The 18,640-nt window shown below is 70.5% G+C and carries 16 protein-coding genes; 15 read left to right on the top strand and 1 reads right to left on the bottom strand.

Annotated elements, in window-relative coordinates; translation table 11 throughout:
* The 13 genes from ABD691_RS25725 to ABD691_RS25665 form a co-directional block, all read left to right on the top strand.
* The coding region (locus ABD691_RS25725; RefSeq protein WP_344683928.1) for an NADH-quinone oxidoreductase subunit D at window positions 1-931 on the top strand (931 nt) is incomplete at its 5' end.
* On the top strand, window positions 928-1,653 hold the full coding sequence (nuoE, locus tag ABD691_RS25720; protein WP_344683927.1) for an NADH-quinone oxidoreductase subunit NuoE: 726 nt from the start codon (window positions 928-930) through the stop codon (window positions 1,651-1,653). The genes ABD691_RS25725 and nuoE, both read left to right, overlap by 4 nt.
* A gap of 9 nt (window positions 1,654-1,662) precedes the next feature.
* Entirely contained in the window at window positions 1,663-2,958 is a 1,296-nt protein-coding gene (gene nuoF / locus ABD691_RS25715) for an NADH-quinone oxidoreductase subunit NuoF (RefSeq protein ID WP_344683925.1), read from the top strand.
* Entirely contained in the window at window positions 2,955-5,468 is a 2,514-nt protein-coding gene (locus ABD691_RS25710; RefSeq protein ID WP_344683923.1) for an NADH-quinone oxidoreductase subunit G, read from the top strand. The genes nuoF and ABD691_RS25710 overlap by 4 nt, the downstream gene beginning before the upstream one ends.
* A complete protein-coding gene (gene nuoH / locus ABD691_RS25705) occupies window positions 5,465-6,790 on the top strand; it encodes an NADH-quinone oxidoreductase subunit NuoH (RefSeq protein ID WP_344683921.1) in 1,326 nt (441 codons plus the stop codon). The genes ABD691_RS25710 and nuoH overlap by 4 nt, the downstream gene beginning before the upstream one ends.
* Window positions 6,777-7,343 carry an NADH-quinone oxidoreductase subunit NuoI gene (gene nuoI / locus ABD691_RS25700; RefSeq protein WP_344683920.1) on the top strand — a complete coding sequence of 189 codons (567 nt, stop codon included), beginning with the start codon at window positions 6,777-6,779 and terminating at the stop codon, window positions 7,341-7,343. Before nuoH ends, nuoI begins: the two co-directional genes overlap by 14 nt.
* Window positions 7,343-8,275, top strand: a complete 933-nt coding sequence (locus ABD691_RS25695; RefSeq protein WP_344683919.1) for an NADH-quinone oxidoreductase subunit J — start codon at window positions 7,343-7,345, stop codon at window positions 8,273-8,275. Before nuoI ends, ABD691_RS25695 begins: the two co-directional genes overlap by 1 nt.
* Entirely contained in the window at window positions 8,272-8,571 is a 300-nt protein-coding gene (gene nuoK / locus ABD691_RS25690; protein WP_344683917.1) for an NADH-quinone oxidoreductase subunit NuoK, read from the top strand. The genes ABD691_RS25695 and nuoK overlap by 4 nt, the downstream gene beginning before the upstream one ends.
* Before the next feature lie 10 nt (window positions 8,572-8,581).
* A complete protein-coding gene (gene nuoL / locus ABD691_RS25685; protein WP_425565157.1) occupies window positions 8,582-10,573 on the top strand; it encodes an NADH-quinone oxidoreductase subunit L in 1,992 nt (663 codons plus the stop codon).
* 159 nt (window positions 10,574-10,732) lie between these two features.
* Complete coding sequence (locus ABD691_RS25680) at window positions 10,733-12,310, top strand: NADH-quinone oxidoreductase subunit M (protein WP_344683915.1); 1,578 nt, start codon at window positions 10,733-10,735, stop codon at window positions 12,308-12,310.
* 2 nt (window positions 12,311-12,312) lie between these two features.
* Window positions 12,313-13,869, top strand: a complete 1,557-nt coding sequence (gene nuoN / locus ABD691_RS25675; RefSeq protein WP_344683913.1) for an NADH-quinone oxidoreductase subunit NuoN — start codon at window positions 12,313-12,315, stop codon at window positions 13,867-13,869.
* 84 nt (window positions 13,870-13,953) lie between these two features.
* A complete protein-coding gene (locus ABD691_RS25670) occupies window positions 13,954-14,943 on the top strand; it encodes a polyprenyl synthetase family protein (RefSeq protein ID WP_344683912.1) in 990 nt (329 codons plus the stop codon).
* 188 nt (window positions 14,944-15,131) lie between these two features.
* A complete protein-coding gene (locus tag ABD691_RS25665; RefSeq protein WP_344683910.1) occupies window positions 15,132-16,121 on the top strand; it encodes a sunset domain-containing protein in 990 nt (329 codons plus the stop codon).
* A 1-nt stretch (window position 16,122) separates the two neighbouring features.
* Here the strand turns inward: ABD691_RS25665 and ABD691_RS25660 are convergent, their stop codons facing one another.
* A complete protein-coding gene (locus tag ABD691_RS25660) occupies window positions 16,123-16,563 on the bottom strand; it encodes an Lrp/AsnC family transcriptional regulator (protein ID WP_344683908.1) in 441 nt (146 codons plus the stop codon).
* 74 nt (window positions 16,564-16,637) lie between these two features.
* Here ABD691_RS25660 and ddaH point away from each other — a divergent pair, with 74 nt between their 5' ends.
* Entirely contained in the window at window positions 16,638-17,486 is an 849-nt protein-coding gene (gene ddaH / locus ABD691_RS25655) for a dimethylargininase (protein WP_344683906.1), read from the top strand.
* 154 nt (window positions 17,487-17,640) lie between these two features.
* Complete coding sequence (htpX, locus tag ABD691_RS25650) at window positions 17,641-18,513, top strand: zinc metalloprotease HtpX (RefSeq protein ID WP_344683971.1); 873 nt, start codon at window positions 17,641-17,643, stop codon at window positions 18,511-18,513.
* Window positions 18,514-18,640: the final 127 nt, after the last annotated feature.

Raw genomic sequence — 18,640 nt, 5'->3', positions numbered from 1 at the left:
CCGGGTGCTGCTGATGGAGCTGAACCGGATCTCCTCGCACCTGGTCTTCCTCGCGACCGGCGCGATGGAGCTGGGCGCGACCACCGGCATGACCTACGGCTTCCGCGAGCGCGAGGAGGTCCTGCACCTGCTGGAGTTCCTGACCGGGCTGCGGATGAACCACGCGTTCATCCGGCCCGGCGGGGTCGCGCAGGACCTGCCGGAGGGCTTCCAGGAGAAGGTCCTGGACTTCATCAAGGTGATGGACTCCCGGCTCCCGGCCTACGACAAGCTGTTCACCGGCCAGCCGATCTGGAAGCAGCGGCTCAAGGACGTCGGCTACCTGCCGCTGGACGGCTGCCTCCAGCTCGGCATCACCGGCCCGCTGCTGCGCTCGGCCGGGCTCGCCTGGGACCTGCGCAAGATCCAGCCGTACTGCGGCTACGAGGAGTACGAGTTCGAGGTGCCGACCAGCACCGACGCCGACTGCTTCGCCCGGTACCTGCTGCGGCTGGAGGAGATCCACCAGTCGCTGCGGATCATCCGGCAGTGCGTGGACAGATTCGAGCCGGGCCCGGTGATGGTCGAGGACGCCAAGATCGCCTGGCCCGCCAAGCTGACCATCGGGCCGGACGGCATGGGCAACTCGCTGGAGCACGTCCGCAAGATCATGGGTCAGTCGATGGAGTCGCTGATCCACCACTTCAAGCTGGTGACCGAGGGCTTCGACGTGCCGCCGGGCCAGGTGTACTCGCCGATCGAATCGCCGCGCGGCGAGCTCGGTTACCACGTGGTCTCCGACGGCGGCACCCGGCCGATGCGGGTGCACGTCCGGGAACCCAGCTTCGTGAACCTGCAGGCGATGCCCGCGATGGTCGAGGGCGGGCTGGTCGCCGACGCGATCGCGTCGGTGGCCTCCATCGACCCGGTGATGGGCGGGGTGGACCGATGAGCGACGACACGACCCCCTTCGGCGAGGATGTGCGGACCGACGCCAAGCAGATCATCGGCCGCTACCCGGAGTCCCGCTCCGCGCTGCTGCCGATGCTGCACCTGGTGCAGTCGGTGGAGGGGCACGTCAGCAACGCGGGCATCGAGTTCTGCGCGGAGCAGCTGAACCTCTCGACCGCCGAGGTCAGCGCGGTCGTCACGTTCTACACGATGTACAAGCGCAGGCCCTGCGGCCAGCACCTGGTCAGCGTCTGCACGAACACGCTGTGCGCGGCGCTGGGCGGCGACGCGATCTACAAGACGCTCAGCGACCACCTCGGCGTCGGGCACGACGAGACCGCGGGCGCCCCGGGCGAGGAGGGCTCGCTGACGCTGGAGCACGCGGAGTGCCTCGCGGCCTGCGACCTCGGGCCGGTCCTCCAGGTCAACTACGAGTACTACGACAACCAGACCCCCGAGAAGGCGCTGGAGCTGGTGAAGTCGTTGCAGCGCGGGGAGAAGCCCGCTCCGACGCGCGGCGCTCCGCTGTCGGACTTCCGGGGCGCCGAGCGCCAGCTGGCCGGTTTCTTCGACCGGCCGGGCGGGACGCTCGAGGACACAGTGGACGGTCCGTCGGCGGCGGACGAGACGCTGCGCGGGGCGCGGATCGCGCAGGAGCGGAGCTGGACCGCTCCGGCGATGCCCGACGACGCGGAGATTCCGCCGCTTCCGGACAAGAAGTGAGGGGTGGCCATGACCGAACCGAAGCCCAGTCCGCTGACACCGGTGCTGACGAAGCGGTGGCTGTCGCCGAACTCCTGGACGCTGGAGACCTACGAGCGGCTGGAGGGCTACACCGCGCTGCGCAAGGCGCTCCGGGCCGAGCCCGACCAGCTGATCGAGCTGGTCAAGTCGGCCGGGCTGCGCGGTCGCGGCGGTGCGGGTTTCCCGGCGGGCGTGAAGTGGAGCTTCATGCCCAAGGAACCGGTCAAGCCGCACTACCTGGTCATCAACGCCGACGAGGGCGAGCCGGGCACCTGCAAGGACATCCCGCTGATGATGGCCGACCCGCACTCGCTGATCGAGGGCTGCGTGATCGCCAGCTACGCGATGCGCGCGAACAACTGCATGATCTACGTGCGCGGCGAGGCCCTGCACCCGATCCGCCGCCTGCAGAACGCGGTCCGCGAGGCCTACGCGGCGGGCTACCTCGGCAAGGACATCCTGGGCTCGGGCTTCGACCTCGACATCGTCGTGCACGCCGGGGCGGGCGCCTACATCTGCGGTGAGGAGACCGCGCTGCTCGACTCGCTGGAGGGCAAGCGCGGCCAGCCGAGGCTCAAGCCGCCGTTCCCGGCCGCCGCCGGTCTCTACGCCTGCCCGACGACGGTGAACAACGTCGAGACGATCGCGTCGGTGCCGTTCATCGTCAACGGCGGTTCGGACTGGTTCCGCACGATGGGCCGGGAGAAGTCGCCGGGACCGAAGATCTTCTCGCTGTCCGGGCACGTCGAGCGGCCCGGCCAGTACGAGGCGCCGATGGGCACCACGCTGCGGGAGCTGCTGGAGCTGGCGGGCGGCATGAAGGACGGCATCCCGCTGAAGTTCTGGACGCCGGGCGGCTCGTCGACGCCGCTGTTCACCGCCGAGCACCTGGACGTGCCGCTGGACTTCGAGGGCGCGGCCGAGGCGGGCTCGCTGCTCGGCACCACGGCGGTGATGATCTTCAACGAGACCGTCTCGGTGCCGTGGGCGGTCATGAAGTGGACCCAGTTCTACGAGCACGAGTCCTGCGGCAAGTGCACCCCGTGCCGGGAGGGCACGTACTGGCTGGCGCAGGTGCTGGAGCGGATGGTCGAGGGCCGGGGCACCGAGGAGGACATCGACACCCTGCTCGACGTCTGCGACAACATCTTCGGCCGCTCGTTCTGCGCGCTCGGCGACGGCGCGGTCAGCCCGATCACCAGCGGCATCAAGTACTTCCGCGAGGAGTTCCTCGCGCTGTGTGAGAAGAACCAAGAGTCCGCACTGGTAGGAGCGGCACGATGACGCTGGCGCAAGAACCGCAGACCCGCCCGGTTCCCGAGGGCCACGTCCGCCTGACCATCGACGGCGTCGAGGTGGACGCGCCCAAGGGCGAGCTGCTGATCCGCACCGCGGAGCGGATGGGCATCGTGATCCCGCGGTTCTGCGACCACCCGCTGCTGGACCCGGCGGGCGCGTGCAGGCAGTGCCTGGTCGAGGTCGAGATGAACGGCCGCGCGATGCCCAAGCCGCAGCCGTCCTGCGCGATCACGGTCGCCGACGGCATGGTGGTCCGCACGCAGAAGACCTCGGCGGTGGCCGACAAGGCGCAGCAGGGCGTGATGGAGCTGCTGCTGATCAACCACCCGCTGGACTGCCCGATCTGCGACAAGGGCGGCGAGTGCCCGCTGCAGAACCAGGCGCTCAAGCACGGCCGCAGCGACTCCCGCTTCCACGACACCAAGCGGACCTTCGCCAAGCCGGTCTCGATCTCCTCGCAGATCCTGCTGGACCGCGAGCGCTGCGTGCTCTGCCAGCGCTGCACCCGGTTCTCGAAGCAGATCGCCGGTGACCCGTTCATCGAACTGCTCGAACGCGGCGCGGTGCAGCAGATCGGCATCGCCGAGGAGCAGCCGTTCCAGAGCTACTTCTCCGGCAACACCATCCAGATCTGCCCCGTCGGTGCGCTGACGAGCGCCCAGTACCGGTTCCGCTCCCGGCCGTTCGACCTGGTGTCCACGCCCGGCCAGTGCGAGCACTGCGCCTCGGGCTGCGAGATCCGCAACGACTGGCGGCGCGGCAAGGTGATGCGCCGCCTGGCGGGCGACGACCCCGAGGTCAACGAGGAGTGGATCTGCGACAAGGGCAGGTTCGCGTTCCGCTACGCCACCGCGACCGACCGCTTCACCCGGCCGATGGTCCGCGAGGACGGCAAGCTCCGCCCCGCGTCGTGGACCGAGGCGCTGCGCCTCGCCGCGGACGGCCTCGCCGCCGCCAGGGACGCCGGCGGTGTCGGCGTGCTCCCCGGCGGCCGGCTGACCGTCGAGGACTCCTACGCCTACGCGAAGTTCGCCCGGATCGCCTTGCGCACCAACGACATCGACTACCGGGCCCGGGCGCACTCCGCCGAGGAGCTGGCGTTCCTGGAGTCCACTGTGGCTGGTACGGCGCCGGACGCCGGGGCGGTGACCTACGCCGACCTGGAGGCCGCTCCTGCGGTGCTGTGCGTGGCCTTCGAGCCGGAGGAGGAGTCGCCGATCGTCTTCCTGCGGCTGCGCAAGGCCGCCCGCAACGGGAGGACGAAGGTCTACCACCTCGGGCAGTGGAACTCCCCGGGTGTGGACAAGACCACGGTGATCGTGCACGACGGCGGTCCGGTCCGCACCGGCTCGCTGGTGACCTGCCCGCCCGGCGGGGAGGCGGCGGCGCTGGCCGAACTCCCGTCCGAAGTGGACGAAGCGCTGCGCGCGGAGGGCGCGGTGCTGGTGGTCGGCGAACGCGCGGCCGAGATCCCCGGCCTGCACTCCGCGGTCGTGCGGACCGCGGCGGCCACCGGAGCCCGGGTCGCCTGGATCCCGCGGCGCGCGGGCGAACGCGGCGCCATCGAGGCGGGCGCGCTGCCGACGCTGCTGCCCGGCGGCAGGCTGGTCCGCGACGACGCGGCCCGCGCCGACGTCGAGCAGGCGTGGGGCCTGGAACCGGGCGCGCTGCCCGGCGCGGCCGGGCGCGACGGCTCCGGCATCCTCGCTGCGGCAGCGGCCGGCGAGCTGTCCGGCCTGCTGGTCGGCGGCGTCGACCCGGACGACCTGCCCGACCCCGGCCTGGCCGAACGCGCCCTGCACCGGGCGGACTTCGTGGTCAGCCTGGAGCTGCGGCCAAGCGCGGTCACCGAGCACGCCGACGTCGTGCTGCCGATCGCCCCGAACGCCGAGCGCGCCGGGACCTACCTGAACTGGGAGGGCCGCCGCCGCGAGTTCCGCACCACCATCGACGGCACCGGCGCGCTGCCGGACTGCCGGGTGCTGGACACCCTCGCGGTCGAGATGGACGTCGACCTGTTCACCCAGACCCCGGCCGCCGCGGCCGGCGAGCTGGACCGGCTCGGCACCGCGTCCGGGGCCCGGCCGCCCGCGCCGGACGAGCCCGCGCCGCGGGTGCGGTCCGGACCGGACCACGTGCTGCTGGCCACCTGGCGGCAGCTGCTCGACGACGGCTCGCTGCAGGACGGCGAACCGAACCTCGCCGGCACCGCGCGCCGCCCGGTCGCCCGGATCTCGCCGCGCACCGCGCAGCGGATCGGGCTGACGCCCGCGCAGCGGGTCGAGGTCCGCACCGCGCACGGTGCGATCTCGCTGGAGGCCGAGATCACCGAGATGCCCGACGACGTGGTGTGGCTGCCCGCCGACTCCGGTCCGTCGAAGGTCCGGCGGGCGCTCGGCGCCGGGCACGCGGCGGTGGTCGAACTGCACGCCACCACCCCGATCCCGGCAGGCGGGAACGGCCACCGGCCGCACCCCGAGGGAGGGAGAGCATGACCAGGACCGCGGAACTGCTCGCCGACGACCCGATCTGGCTGGTCCTGATCAAGGTCGTGGTGATCTTCGCCTTCCTCGTGGTGATGACGCTGCTGACGATCTGGGCCGAGCGCCGCGTCATCGGCCGCATGCAGCACCGCCCGGGACCGAACCGGGCCGGTCCGTTCGGCATCCTCCAGTCGCTGGCCGACGGCCTGAAGCTGGCGTTCAAGGAGGACATCCGGCCGGTGCTGGCCGACAAGTGGGTGTTCTTCCTGGCCCCGGTGATCTCGGCGACGCCCGCGCTGGTGTCGTTCTCGGTGATCCCGATCGGCCCGGAGGTCACCGTCTTCGGCGAGCAGACCGCGCTGCAGCTGGTCGAGCTCCCGGTCGGGCTGCTGGTGGTGCTGGCCTGCGCGTCGATCGGCGTCTACGGCATCGTGCTGGCGGGCTGGTCGTCCGGCTCGCCCTACCCGCTGCTGGGCTCGCTGCGCTCGGCCGCGCAGGTGATCTCCTACGAGATCGCGATGGGGCTGTCGTTCGTCGCGGTGATCATGTACGCCGGGACGCTGTCGACCTCGGGGATCGTCGAGGCGCAGAAGGACGGCTGGTTCTTCCTGCTGCTGCCGTTCAGCTTCCTGGTCTACGTGGTGTCGATGGTCGGCGAGACCAACCGCGCCCCGTTCGACCTGCCGGAGGCCGAGTCCGAGCTGGTCGGCGGCTTCCACACCGAGTACTCGTCGCTGAAGTTCGCGCTGTTCTTCCTCGCCGAGTACATCAACATGGTCACCGTCTCGGCGCTGGCGACCACGCTGTTCCTCGGCGGCTGGCACGCGCCGTGGCCGCTGACGCTGATCGGCGGCGGGGTGCTGGACACCGGCTGGTGGCCGGTGCTGTGGTTCCTCGGCAAGACGCTGGCGTTCCTGTTCTTCTTCATCTGGCTGCGCGGCACGCTGCCGCGGCTGCGCTACGACCAGTTCATGAACCTGGGCTGGAAGTTCCTGGTGCCGCTGAGCCTGCTGTGGATCATCGCGGTCACCGTGATCCGGGTGCTGCGCAACGAGGACGCGGTCAGCTCGCAGCAGTTCCTGATCGGGGGCGGGGTGATCATCGCCGTGCTGCTGGTGGCGACCTTCCTGATCCCGGACCGCAAGCCCGCCGCGGGCTCGGACGAGGTTCCGCTGGCGGGCAGCGACTACCCGATCCCACCGCTGGACCTGGAAGTGCCGAAGGCCCCGCCGCGGCGCAGCCCGGTGCGCACGGCCGCCCCGGCCGGGCAGCTGCCGGGCGACGGACCGACGGGCGACGGGGAGACCAAGGAGGAGCCCCATGGGAGTGTTTGATCCGATCAAGGGCTTCGGCGTCACCTTCTCGACGATGTTCCGCAAGGTCGTCACCGAGGAGTACCCGGAGGTCAAGAAGATCCCGGCGCCCCGGTTCCACGGCCGCCACCAGCTCAACCGGCACCCGGACGGGCTGGAGAAGTGCGTGGGCTGCGAGCTGTGCGCGTGGGCCTGCCCGGCGGACGCGATCTTCGTCGAGGGCGGCACGAACACCGAGGACGAGCGCTACTCGCCCGGTGAGCGCTACGGCATGGACTACCAGATCAACTACCTGCGGTGCATCGGCTGCGGCCTGTGCATCGAGGCGTGCCCGACGCGGTCGCTGACGATGACCAACGAGTACGAGACCGCCGACGACAACCGGCAGAACCTCATCTACACCAAGGAGGACCTGCTCGCCCCGCTGCTGCCCGGCATGGAGCAGCCGCCGCACCCGATGCGGCTCGGCGAGAACGAGCAGGACTACTACGTGCGCGGTCCCGAATTGGCCCGCCAAGCCGGGGTTCCGGAAGGCGAGACCGTCGAGACCGGCTCTGAGGAGGCGCGGCGGTGATGCTCGCCCAGCTTCTCGCGCAGACGCAGGCCCAGGACGTGGTGGGGACCGGCGAGGCGGTGGTCTTCTGGATCCTCGGACCGCTGTCCCTGCTCGGCGGCCTCGGCATGGTCTTCGCCCGCAACGCGGTGCACTCGGCGCTGTGGCTGGTGCTGACGATGCTCAGCCTCGGCGTGCTCTACATGGCGCAGAGCGCCCCGTTCCTCGGGTTCACCCAGATCATCGTCTACACCGGCGCGATCATGATGCTGTTCCTGTTCGTGCTGATGATGGTCGGGCGGGACTCGTCGGATTCGGTGGTGGAAGTGCTGCGCGGGCAGCGGTTGTGGGCCGCGCTGGCCGGCGTCGGCTTCGCCGCGCTGCTGGTCGCCGGGCTGGCCCGGGCGCTGACCGGCGTCCGGCCCGCCGCGCCGCTGGACCCGTGGACCCCGCAGGGCGGCGGCGCGGGCGGTCTCGGCAGGCTGATCTTCACCGACTACCTGTTCCCGTTCGAGCTGACCTCGGCGCTGCTGATCACCGCCGCGCTCGGCGCGATGGTGCTGGCCTACGGCGGCAAGGGCCGGGCCCGCCGGATCACCCAGCGCGAGATGGTCGAGGCGCGGTTCCGCGGCGAGCAGGGCCGGGTGTCCCCGCTGCCGGGGCCGGGCGTCTACGCCACCGCCGACTCGGTGGCCGTCCCCGCGCTGCTGCCGGACGGCTCGGTCGCCCCGGAGTCGCTGTCGGAGCTGCTCGACAACCTGCCCGCCGACCGGCTCAGCGAGGAGCGCCGGGCCGTCGCGGGCGAGGGCGAGGAGCCGGGCCCGCACGCGCTGACCGGTGCCGAGGAGCCGCCCGAGGAGCCGGAACCCGAGCGCACCAACGGCAACGGGCCGCGCACCAACGGCAACGGACAGGAATCCGAGCACGCGTCCCCCGAGGAGGTCAGGCAGTGACCCCGACCTACTACCTGCTGTTGTCGGCCCTGCTGTTCAGCATCGGTGCGGTCGGCGTTCTGGTGCGGCGCAACGCCATCGTCGTGTTCATGTGCATCGAGCTGATGCTCAACGCGGTCAACCTGACGCTGGTGACCTTCGCCCGGATCGACGGGTCGGTGGACGGCCAGGTCATGGCGTTCTTCGTGATGGTGGTCGCCGCCGCCGAGGTCGTGGTCGGCCTGGCGATCATCATGTCGATCTTCAAGACGCGTCGCTCGGCCTCGGTCGATGACGCCAACCTCCTGAAGTACTGAGAGGCGCGCGATGACGAGTTTCGTGGCCGGGGACCACCCGGATGTTGTCAGCGCGGCCGGGGCGATCCAGCAGAACGCCTGGCTGCTCATCGCGCTGCCCGCCCTCGGTGCGCTGATCCTGCTGCTGGCGGGACGGCGGGCCAACGGCTGGGGCCACGTCCTCGGCTGCGCGACGGTGATCGGCTCCTTCCTCTACGGGATCGCGCTGTTCGGCTCGATCGCCGGGATGCCCGCGGCGTCGCAGGTGCGCGAACTGCACCTGTTCTCCTGGATCCCGGTGCAGGCGCTGCAGGTCGACTTCGGGCTCCGGCTCGACCCGCTGTCGATGGTGTTCGTGCTGCTGATCACCGGCGTGGGCGCGCTGATCCACGTTTACTCGGTCGGCTACATGGCCCACGACCAGGAAGGCCGGACCGGCCGGAGCAACACCGAGCGGCGCCGGTTCTTCGCGTACCTGAACCTGTTCGTCGCGGCGATGCTGATCCTGGTGCTGGGCAACAGCTTCGTGACGCTCTACCTCGGCTGGGAGGGCGTCGGCCTGGCGTCCTACCTGCTGATCGGCTTCTGGCAGGGACGGCCGTCGGCGGCAGCGGCGGCGACCAAGGCGTTCGTGATGAACCGCGTCGGCGACATCGGCCTGGCGCTGGCGATCTTCCTGCTGTTCGCCAACCTCGGCACCACGCAGTACACCGAGGTCTTCGCCCGCGCCGGTGAGCTGTCGCCGGGCGTGCTGCTGGCGATCACGCTGCTGCTGTTGCTGGGCGCCTGCGGCAAGTCCGGCCAGGTCCCGCTCCAGGCGTGGTTGCCGGACGCGATGGAGGGCCCGACCCCGGTGTCGGCGCTCATCCACGCCGCCACGATGGTCACCGCGGGCGTGTACCTGATCGCCCGCGCCAACCCGCTGTTCACGCTGTCCCCGGACGGCAGGCTGGTGGTCACCATCGTCGGTGCGGTGACGCTGCTGGTCGGGTGCGTCATCGGCTGCGCCTACGACGACATCAAGAAGGTCCTCGCGTACTCCACGGTCAGCCAGATCGGGTACATGATCCTGGCGGTCGGACTCGGCCCGGCCGGGTACGCGTTCGGCATCATGCACCTGCTCACGCACGGCTTCTTCAAGGCCGGGCTGTTCCTCGGCGCCGGTTCGGTCATGCACGGCATGAACGACGAGGTCGACATGCGCAAGTACGGCGGCCTCTACAAGTACATGCCGATCACCTTCGCCACCTTCGGCCTCGGCTACCTGGCGCTGATCGGCTTCCCGTTCCTGTCCGGCTTCTACTCCAAGGACGCGATCATCGAGGCGGCGTTCGGCCAGGAGGGCTGGCGCGGCTGGGTCTTCGGCGGTGCGGCGCTGCTCGGCGCGGGCATCACGGCGTTCTACATGACGCGGCTGGTGCTGATGACGTTCTTCGGCGAGAAGCGGTGGGAGAAGATCAAGGCCAGCAACGGAAAGGACTTCCACCCGCACGAGTCGCCCGCGGTGATGACCGGCCCGATGATCGTGCTGGCCATCGGCTCGGTCGCGGCGGGCATGTTCTTCGCGACCGGCGACCGGCTCGCCACCTTCCTCGCGCCGTCGCTGGGTGAACTCCACGAGAGCCACCACGGCGTGCTGCCGCACGAGGTGATCCCGGTCCTGACCGTCGCGCTCTCCGCGCTCGGCGTGCTGCTGGCCTGGCTGCTGGTCGGCCGCAAGCCGGTTCCGGTGCAGCGCCCGGCGAAGGTCTCGCCGATCGTCCGCGCCGCCCGCGCGGACCTCTACGGCAACGCGCTCAACCGCGGGCTCGTGGTGCTGCCGACCAGGTTGCTCACCCGCGGTCTGGTGCGCGTCGATCGGCACGCCGTGGACGGCACGGTCAACGGCATCGCCGGGATGCTCGGGTTCGGCTCGCAGCGGATGCGCCGCTGGCAGACCGGATTCGTCCGCTCCTACGCCCTTTCCATGCTCGCAGGCGGTGTGCTGTTGCTCGCCGCCCTGATGGCCGTGGGGATGCCATGACGACTGTACTGATGGGCCACATTTTTCCGCCGGCTCATCGAGGCCGACCGGGTGCGGGTGTCCCGCAAGACGCTGAGGAGGACTGATGGGCCACACTTTCCTGCCGGCTCATCGAGGCCGACCGGGTGCGGGTGTCCCGCAAGACACTGAGGAGATCCGATGACCCTGCTCCTCGCACTGATCCTGCTGCCGCTGCTCGGCTCGGTGGTGGTGGCGCTGCTGCGCGGCAACGCGCCGGTCGCCAAGTGGACGGCGCTGGCGATCTCGCTCGCCGAGGTCGTGCTCGCCGCGGCGGCGTGGGCGGCCTACGACCCGGCGGGTCCGCGGTTGCAGCTGACCAGCTCGGCGGAGTGGATCCCGGCCTTCGACATCCGGATCTCCTTCGGGGTGGACGGCATCGCGCTGGTCATGGTCGCCGTCATCGCGCTGCTGATGCCGCTGGTGCTGGGCTACAGCTGGGGCGAGCGGCTGCCGCAGGGCCGCACCCACGGTGGGTTCTTCTCGCTGCTGCTGCTGGAGCAGGCGCTGACCGTCGGGGTCTTCGCCGCGACCGACGTGTTCCTGTTCTACGTGCTGTTCGAGATCATGCTGATTCCGATGTACTTCCTCATCGGCGGTTTCGGCGGCGAGAACCGCACCTACGCGGCGGTGAAGTTCTTCCTCTACTCGTTCCTCGGCGGCCTGATCATGCTGGCCTCGGCCATCGGCGCCTACGTCTACTCGGCGCAGGTCCTCGGCCAGGGCACGTTCGACTGGGCCAAGCTGGTGCCGGTGCTGGCCGACGCGCCGACCTCGGTGCAGGTGTGGATCTTCCTCGGGTTCTTCGCCGCGTTCGCGATCAAGGCGCCGCTGGTGCCGTTCCACACCTGGCTGCCCGACGCCGCCGCCGAGGCTCCGATCGGGGTCGCGGTCATCGTGGTCGGCGTGCTGGACAAGGTCGGCACCTTCGGCTTCCTGCGCTACAGCCTGCCGCTGACGCCGGAGGCGTCGAAGCTGCTGGCGCCGCTGGTGCTGGTGCTCGCGGTGATCGGCGTGCTGTACGGCTCGTTGCAGGCGTTCGGGCAGACCGACCTCAAGCGGTTCGTCGCCTACGTGTCGATCGCGCACTTCGGGTTCATCGCGCTCGGCATCTTCGCGTTCACCTCGCAGGCCAACGTCGGCGCGGTGTCGTACATGATCAACCACAGCATCGCGACCGGCATGCTGATCCTGGTGATCGGCATGGTGATCAACCGCGGCGGTTCCACCCGCATCGCCGACTACGGCGGCATGGCGAAGGTGACGCCGGTGCTCGGCGGGCTGCTGCTCGTCGCCGGGCTGAGCACCCTGTCGCTGCCCGGCACGAACTCGTTCATCAGCGAGTTCCTGGTGCTGATCGGGTCGTTCCCGACCCAGCCGGTCTACACCGTGCTCGCCACCATCGGCATGGTGCTGGCCGCGGTGTACGTGCTGCGGCTGTACCAGCAGCTGATGCAGGGCCCGGTGCGCGGCGACGCGCTGATGGCCACCGCGGGCGGTCCCGGCGCGGTGACCGACCCGAACAAGCCGGGTGCGCACCGGCTGCGCATCACCGACGTCAACTTCCGGGAGACCGCGGTGCTCGCGCCGCTGGTCGTGCTCGTGCTGGCGCTGGGCTTCTACCCGCAGCCGGTGCTGGACGTGATCGGCCCGTCGGTCGGCGCAACCATGAGCGAGGTCGGTGTCACCGACCCCGTGACCTCGCAGGGAGGTAACTGACAGTGAGCCAGGGTGTCGAGGTGCCGCTGATCGACTACGCGGCGATCCTTCCGGTCTTGGTGATCCTCGGGGCGGCCTGCGTGGGCGTGCTCGTCGAGGCGTTCCTGCCGCGCCACCAGCGGTGGTCGGTGCAGGTCGGGCTGAGCCTGCTCGCGCTGGTCGGGGCGGGCGTCGCGCTGGCGCTGCACGCCCGCGCGGGCGGCACCGGCGTCACGACGCTGGCCGACTCGCTGGCCATCGACTCCCCGACGATGTTCCTGTGGGGCACGCTGCTCGCGCTCGGGCTGGCCTCGATGCTGCTGATCGCGGACCGGTCGGTCGAGCCGGGTGGGGCGTTCGTCGCTGAATCCAACGCTGAGTCGAACGTCCTCGGCTCCTCCGACGGGATGACCCGCGCGACCGCGGCGGTGGCGGGCATGCGGACCGAGGTCTTCCCGCTCGCACTGTTCGCGCTCGGCGGCATGATGACCTTCTGCGCGGCCAACGACCTGCTGACGATGTTCATCGCGCTGGAAGTCCTGAGCCTCCCGCTCTACCTGATGTGCGGTCTGGCCAAGCGGCGCAGGCTGCTGTCGCAGGAAGCCGCGGTGAAGTACTTCCTGCTCGGCGCGTTCGCCTCGGCGTTCTTCCTCTACGGCCTCGCGCTGCTCTACGGCTACGCGGGCTCGGTCAAGCTCCAGGCGATCGCCGACGCCACGGCGGGCACCGACCGGTCCGACACGCTGCTGTTCGCGGGCCTCGGCCTGCTGGTCGTCGGTCTGCTGTTCAAGGCGTCGGTCGGCCCGTTCCACACCTGGACCCCGGACGTCTACCAGGGCGCGCCGACCGCGGTCACCGGGTTCATGGCCGCCTGCACCAAGGTCGCCGCGTTCGGCGGGATCCTGCGGGTGCTCCAGGTGGCGTTCGAGGCGTCGAGCTGGGAGTGGCGCGGCGTGCTGTGGGCGGTCGCGATCGTGTCGATGGTCATCGGCGTGGTGCTGGGCCTGACCCAGAGCGACATCAAGCGGATGATCGCGTACTCGTCGGTCGCGCACGCCGGGTTCCTGCTCATCGGCGCCATCGCGCTCACCGACCGGGGGCTGGCGAGCACGATGTTCTACCTGCTGGCCTACGGGTTCACCACGATCGCGGTGTTCGGCGTGATCAGCCTGGTCCGCAAGTCCGATGGTGAGGCTACTCACCTTTCCGACTGGGCCGGGCTGGCCAAGCGCTCGCCGGTGGTGGCCTGGGTGTTCACCTTCCTCCTGCTCGCCCTCGCCGGGATTCCGATGACCAGCGGTTTCGTCGGCAAGTTCGTGGTCTTCGAGGCCGCGCTCGCCGACGGGATGGCCCCGCTGGTCGTGGTGGCCCTGGTGGCGAGTGCGGTCGCGGCGTTCTTCTACCTTCGTGTCATCGTGCTGATGCATTTCAGCGAACCGGCCGAGGACGGCCCCACCGTCAACGTGCCGGGCGCCTTCACGACGGCGGCGATCACGCTCGGCGTGGTCGTGACGTTGCTGCTTGGCGTGTTGCCGACGTTGGCGCTGGACTGGGCCAACCTCGGCGGCTTCGTGTCGTAGAGTGCTCGCCCGTAGGGGCTAGCCTGGGGGAGCGAAGGCGACGGTGACGTGAGCAGGCCAGCGGGTGAACCGAGCAGCAGGGGCATGTCGGGTCCGAGCGGATTCGACATCCCCGACCGGGCATTGGCCGATTCGGTCCAGCAGGGCATCGCCGAGGTCGAGGCGCTGCTGCACGAGTCGGTGCGCAGCGACCTGGAGTTCGCCACCCGAACCTCGCTGCACCTGGTCGACGCGGGCGGCAAGCGGTTCCGCCCGCTGTTCGCGCTGCTGGCCGCGCAGTTCGGCGATCCGCACGCCCCGGACGTGATCAAGTCCGCGGCGATCGTCGAGATGGTGCACCTCGCCACGCTCTACCACGACGACGTCATGGACGAGGCCACCATGCGGCGCGGCGCCACCAGCGCCAACGCCCGCTGGGACAACTCGGTGGCCATCCTGACCGGCGACTTCCTGTTCGCCCAGGCGTCCCGGCTGGTCGCCGACCTGGGCACCGACGCGGCGCGGGAGATGGCCCGCACGTTCGAGGCGCTGGTCACCGGCCAGATGCGGGAGACCGTCGGGGTCGGCAGCGACGAGGACGCGGTCGAGTTCTACCTGAAGGTCATCCACGAGAAGACCGGTTCGCTGATCGCGGTCGCGGGCAAGTTCGGCGCTCATTTCTCCGGAGCCGCGGAAGAGCAGGTGCAGGCCGTCGAGCGGATCGGCCGGCTGCTGGGAACCGCGTTCCAGATCTCCGACGACGTCATCGACATCGCCTCGCCCGCCGACGAGTCGGGCAAGACGCCGGGTACGGACCTCCGCGAAGGCGTCCGCACGCTGCCGATGCTCTACGCCCTGGCCGACCCGGCGACCGACGCCAGGCTGCGCGACCTGCTCGCCGGCCCGCTGGACAACGACGCCGAGGTCGACGAGGCGCTGAAGCTCCTCCGCGAGTCCGACGGCCTGGCCAAGGCCCGGCAGACGCTCGACGAGTACGCCGGCGCCGCGCGCGCCGAGCTTGACGTGCTGCCCGCAGTGCCCGCGCGCGACGCGCTCTCGGCGCTGATCGACTACGTCGTCGCCCGCACGCGCTAGCGCACCCGATGCTCGCGGTGGTCGGCTCCGGATCGCACTCGGCGCTGCCGCGGGTCGCGTGCCGGTCAAGTCGAGGTAAGAATCTGCCCCCTTCTCGACCGCGTGAGCGGGGTCTTGGCGATACTCGGGGGCCCGAGCACGCACCGCCGCTTGCTCGCGCCGATGGATCCTGAGGAGGGACGTCGCCCGTGACGTGGCTGTTCACCCAGGTGTGGCTGTGGAGTCTCGCCGCCTTCGCGCTGGGATCGCTGATCACCTGGCTGCTGTTCGTGCGGCCGCTCCAGCGCCGCCTGGAATCGGTGATCGCGGAACCCCCGGGCCACGAGGCGCGTTCCGCGGTCGAGGACACCCGGACCGACATCGAGGAAGCACCGCTCGACCTGCTCGACCCGCCGGAGCCGGACCGCCTCGGGCCCGCCCGCGAGCCGGAACCCGAGTTCGGCAACTGGGACCGCCCGCCGCGGCCGTGGTCGGCGCGCGTCCCGGCGGAGATGCCCGCGGAGATCACGCAGCAGGTCGTGCCGAAGGGCGGCGACGGCGACACGGTCACCGCCGAGGTCCCGGTGACGGTGCGGTCGGACGACGCGGAAACGCCGTCATGGTTCGAGAAGCCCGATCTGGAGGACGTGGCCCCGGAGTGGCCGCAGCAGGCGGATGCCGGCGCGGAGCCCGAGCCGGAGAAACCCGAGAAGCCGGAGGCGGAGAAGCCGGACGCCGAGAAGCCGGAGTTCGGGGCCCCGGTGTCGGGCCAGCTGCGGTCGTTGTTCGAGCCGCTGGCCGACGAGAGCACGCCGTACGTCCCGCCGCTGGGCGCGGAGGTCACGCAGAACATCCCGCGCGTCGACGACGGCGAGCCCCAGCCGCTGCCCCGCCGGACTCCCGGCGCCGCGCCGCGGCCGGGGCTTCCGCGCAAGCAGGAGTCGACCGACGAAGCTTCGGAGTCGCGCTCCGACGGCGAGCACGCGCAGGCCGACGCGGTCAACAGCGAGGCCGCTCCCGCAGCCGAGGAACCCGCCCGCGAGGGCTACATGATCAAGGGCCACTTCGCGTCCCGCCAGTACCACACCCCGGAATCGCCGCAGTACGAGCGGATCGTGGCCGAGGTGTGGTTCCGCACGCCCGCCGACGCCGAGCAGGCCGGCTTCGAACCGTGGGACCGCCGCGAACCCGGCGAGTGAGTCACGCCTGCGGTGGTCGCTCCAGCAACCGCGAGAGCACCACGGTCGACACCGTGCGGCTGACGAACTCCACCGCCCGCAGCCGTTCGAGCGCGGTTTCGAGGTGGTGGATGTCGGCGGCGCGCAGGTGCACGATCGCGTCCGCCGGGCCGGAAACGGTGTAGGCCGCAACGACTTCGGGCAGCGGTTCGAGTCCGCTGCGGATTCGTTGCGTCGGCACGTTGCCGTGGCAGTGCACCTCGACGAACGCCTCGGTTCCCCAGCCCAGCGCCTCCGGGTCCACCACTGCGGTGAAGCCCTGCAACACGCCCAGATCGAGCAGCTTGTCCACCCGGCGCTTCACCGCGGGAGCCGACAGCCCGACCTCGGCGCCGATCTCCGCGTAGCTCGCCCGAGCATCCGCCACCAACTGCGAAACGATTCGCTGGTCCAAGGAATCCATACGCAACATTCTGCCGCATCCGACGCAACAGAGCGTTGTTGAAGGCTGTCTGGGTAGCGATTAAATTTCGATTCATGACGGTCTCCGCTGCGCCGGCAGTCGACTCCTCCGCCAAGATCCCGACGGCCCGGCACTACCTGATGTGCCCGCCGAAGCACTTCGCGGTCGAGTACTCGATCAACCCGTGGATGGACCCCTCCTCGCCGGTCGACACCGACTTGGCGATGTCGCAGTGGGAGGGCCTGAAGCAGACCTACGAGCGCCTGGGCCACGCGGTCGACGTCATCGACCCGCAGCCGGGCCTGCCGGACATGGTGTTCTCCGCGAACTCGGCCACCGTGATCGACGGCCGGGTGCTGGGCGCCCGCTTCCGCGCTCCGGAGCGCGCCGCCGAGGCCGAGCACTTCCGGCGCTGGTTCACCGCCCGCGGCTACCGCGATCTGGTCATGCCGACCCGGATCAACGAGGCCGAGGGCGACTTCGCCTGGACCGGTGGCCTGCTGCTGGCGGGCACCGGGTTCCGGACCGACCCCGAAGCGCATGCCGAGGCGCAGGAGGTGCTCGGCGTCCCGGTCGTGTCGCTGCGGCTGACCGACCCGCGCTACTACCACCTCGACACCGCGCTGTTCGTCCTCGAACGCGGGGAGAACCCGCAGATCGCGTACTACCCGGACGCGTTCTCCGCAGGATCGCGGCGAGTGCTGGAGCGGCTGTTCCCCAACGCAGTCGTCGCAGGCGCCGAGGACGCCGCGTGCCTCGGTCTCAACGGTGTGTCGGACGGGCGCAACGTGGTCCTCCCGCTGGAGGCGACTGCGCTGGCCGAGCAGCTGACCGCCCGCGGCTACGAGCCGATCATGCTCGACATCTCCGAGCTGCGGAAGTCCGGCGGCGGCCCGAAGTGCTGCACGATGGAGCTGCACTGAGCCTCGGGTGACAGGTGACGGGTGTCAACGGCGCCCGTCACTTGGTGAAGTGTCCTTTGGCACGTGGCCGAACTGGAACTTCGACTCGCGCGACAGCGTTCCCTGGGTGACCTTCGACTGCAACGACCGGTTCTCGGGCGGAGGCGGGAGCACTGTGCACAGTCACTTCAACGGGTTGAAGACCGCCCTGCTGCTGGGTGGCATGAGCGCCCTGGTGCTGCTGGTCGGCTCGCTGTTCGGCCGCGCCGGCCTGGTCATCGCGCTCGTCGTGGCCCTCGGCATGAACGGCTACGCCTACTTCAACTCGGCCAACCTGGCGCTGCGCTCGATGCACGCCCGCCCGGTCTCGGAAGCCGAACAGCCCGCGATGTACCGGATCGTGCGCGAGCTGGCGACCTCGGCCAAGCAGCCGATGCCCGCGCTCTACGTCAGCCCGACGATCGCGCCCAACGCGTTCGCAACCGGGCGGAACCCGCGAAACGCGGCGGTCTGCTGCACCCAGGGCATCCTCGAACTGCTCGACGAACGCGAACTCCGCGCGGTCCTGGCCCACGAGCTGTCCCACGTCTACAACCGCGACATCCTGATCTCCAGCGTCGCGGGTGCCCTGGCCAGCGTCGTCACGTTCCTGGCGAACTTCGGGCTGCTGTTCGGCATGTTCGGCGGCAGCGACGAGGACCGCCCGAACCCGTTCGCGATGCTGCTGATCGCCCTGCTCGGCCCGGTCGCGGCGGGTGTGGTGCAGATGGCGGTCAGCCGCTCCCGCGAGTACCAGGCCGACGCCTCCGGCGCGGAGCTGACCGGAGACCCGCTCGCGCTCGCTTCGGCGCTGCGCAAGCTGGAGCGCGGGACCCAGATGGCCCCGCTCCCGCCGGACCCGAAGCTGGTCTCCGAGTCGCACCTGATGATCGCGAACCCGTTCCGCCCGGGCGAGCGGATGGCCCGGCTGTTCTCGACCCACCCGCCGATCGCCGACCGCGTCCAGCGGCTCGAGGGCATGGCCGGGCGCCGCCTTCCTCCGGCCTGACGCCGCGGGCCACTTCGCCGGGTGACGGGCGCCGTTGACACCCGTCACCCGAGGCTCAGTGCAGCTCCATCGTGCAGCACTTCGGGCCGCCGCCGGACTTCCGCAGCTCGGAGATGTCGAGCATGAT

The organism is Saccharopolyspora taberi (genome assembly GCF_039534165.1).
GTDB classification, from domain to species: domain Bacteria; phylum Actinomycetota; class Actinomycetes; order Mycobacteriales; family Pseudonocardiaceae; genus Saccharopolyspora_D; species Saccharopolyspora_D taberi.
The sequence above is the reverse complement of the archived record's forward strand: the minus strand, read 5'-3'. Positions and strand labels throughout refer to the sequence as shown.